The organism is Kitasatospora sp. NPDC058406 (assembly GCF_042722765.1).
Taxonomy (GTDB): Bacteria; Actinomycetota; Actinomycetes; order Streptomycetales; family Streptomycetaceae; genus Kitasatospora.
In genome coordinates this window covers 1-2411 of record NZ_JBHXKE010000476.1, presented here as the reverse complement: position 1 = coordinate 2411, position 2411 = coordinate 1, and the positions used below count along the sequence as shown (strand labels likewise).

Below are 2411 nucleotides of genomic sequence, written 5' to 3'. Positions count from 1 at the left end.
AGGTCCTGGGCGTCGCCCGATCCGGTTACTACGCCTGGAAGGCCGGCGCTCGGACGCGTGCCGACCGGGCGGCGGCCGAGGCCGTGCCGGTGGGCGAGATCCGCGAGGTCCACCGGCAGACGCACGGCGCGGCGAGGACCTCACGGACGACGGCAAGTCCGTCGAACTCTCCAGGTCTGCCGGCGGATCGCCCCACAACAGCCACAACGATCAAATCCATCGTCCTCCTATCACCATGATCAGCCAGCCAAGACCCCTCAATCAGCGACAGAGCCCGGAAATTGATCCAGAACCCAGATTGAGCCGCCGCCGACAAACCTTCTACGACAAGTTGAAGGAAGCTCCTCAGCGCGGAGCAGCGGCAGACCTTCACCATCCGCACCCACGGCTGCTACGAACCTGGCGTCGGCGTTCGACAGCGTAGGAATCACCTTGCACAGCACCGCCGCACCCTCACAGCTTCGTCGAGGGGGCGGCGACTCGCGCGAGGGGCGACGACCTGGACAGCCCTGCCCCGAGGGGCGTGCGCCCCGCCGCGCCGAGGTCCATGAACGGCTTTCACTGGCGGTCGAGGCCGGGTGGCCTGGAAGCGCATAATCCCAGTGAGTGATTTTGCATACTTATAGAAGTCATCTCATTTGGATAGCCGTCGGGTGCAGATGAGGGCCACGGCGATGCTGGCGAAGGCTGCGAAGTGGTCGGCCTTGCGTTCGTAGCGGCGGCGCAGCCGGCGGAAGCCGCCGAGCCAGGCGACGGTGCGCTCGATCACCCAACGGTGGCGGCCGAGGCGCTGGGAGGACTCGACGCCTCGGCGGGCGATGCGGGCCGGGATCTGCCGTCGTCGCAGGTAGGCGCGGATGAAGCGGTGGTCGTAGGCTTTGTCGGCGTGCAGCTTGCCGGGACGGCGGCGTCGCGGTCCGCGCCGTGAGCGGATCGGCGGGATGGCGTCGACAAGCGGTATCAGGGCCTGGCTGTCGTGGAGGTTGGCCCCGGAGATCGCGAGCGAGAGGGGTAAACCGGTACGTTCGGTGAGCAGGTGGATCTTCGACCCGTACTTGCCCCGATCGACAGGATTCGGACCTGTCAGCTCCCCCTTTTCAGGGCCCTCATGTTCACCGAGTCGACCGCGCACCTCGACCAGTCCAGCTCACCTCGCGCGCCGAGCTCCTCCAGGACCACCCGGTGGAGCTTGGCCCAGACCCGGGCCCTGGTCCACTCGGCGAACCGCCGATGGGCAGTCGGGCCGGACGGGCCGAAGCATGGCGGCAGTTGGGCCCAGGTACACCCGGACGTCGCGACGAACACGATCGCCGCCAGCACCTCGCGATCCCCGTGGCGCCGCCGGCCACCACCCTGCGGGCGCACCGGAGCGTCCGGCACGACCAACTGGAACAACTCCCACAGCTCATCCGGCACCAGCCGCTCAACGATCAGCACACTCGGAGTCTACTCAACCCACCCAAATGAGATGTCTTCTAAGGGGGCTTGGGCCCGGCGTGGGTCAGCCGCCGATCTCGACGGTGATGTCGTCGAGGATGTAGCTGGTCTGGGCTGTGGCGTCCTCCCGGCCGGTGAATTCGAGGGTGACGCTCTGTCCGGCGTAGGACGAGAGGTCGACGGTGCGCAGCGTGTAGCCGGAGGCCCGGTCGAGGTTCGAGTAGGTGGCCACCTCCTGGCCGTTCGCCGTGACGGTGAGCCGGTCGTACTTGGTGGATGGAGTGGTCTCGGCCGAGTCGATGTGCAGCCAGTAGTTCAGGGTGGCCCGGCAGCCCGCGGGGACGGTGATGGTCTGCGAGACGGTGTCCCTGTGGACGGATCCGTAGCCGTTCAGCCAGGCCTTCCAGGAGCCGGTGTGGCTTGCCTGGGCGGGGTCGGCGCCGAGTACCGCGGGTGTCACCCTCCAGGGCATCGCCGTGCCGCTCTCGAAGCCGGCGTTGCCGAGCAGCTGCGCGGACGGACAGGGGCCGGTGCCGTCGGTGACGGCCCAGGTGAAGGCGGTGCTCGCGGTCGCGCCGGGGGGGAACGTCGCGGTCACCGTCACGGTCGTCGTTCCGGCCGTTCCGGGTGTGCCGGTGATCCGGCCGGTGGCGGCGTCGATCGACAGGCCGGTCGGCAGGTTGTCCGCCGTGTAGGTGGGCTTGCCGGTGCCTCCCGCCGTCGGGATCAGCAGGTCGACTGCGGTGCCGATCGCAGTGACCTGGTCGCCCGGATGCGTGAGCGTGGGCGAGGAGGGCGGGGCCGTTCCGACGTTGACGGCGCTCCAGGCGGCGGCGACTGCGGTGTACTCGGCGCCGTCGGCGCCGTAGAGGTCCTCGACCGCGTGCAGGGTCGCGGTGCGAGCCCCGGCGTAGTCGGTGGTGGAGGTCATGTAGGCGGTCAGTGCCCGGTACCAGATGGCGGTGGCCTTGTTC

2 protein-coding genes are annotated in these 2411 nt (G+C 68.9%); both read right to left on the bottom strand.

The annotated features are described in order from the left end of the window. Positions 1-634: 634 nt before the first annotated feature. Positions 635-1431, bottom strand: a protein-coding gene (locus ACFWOG_RS40655; protein WP_380364769.1) for an IS5 family transposase whose coding sequence is annotated in 2 segments (ribosomal slippage) — positions 635-1086 and positions 1086-1431 — 798 coding nt in all. Because the reading frame shifts where the segments join, the coding sequence is not laid out codon by codon here. 70 nt (positions 1432-1501) lie between these two features. After that, the coding region (locus ACFWOG_RS40650) for a M4 family metallopeptidase (protein WP_380364767.1) at positions 1502-2411 on the bottom strand (910 nt) is incomplete at its 5' end.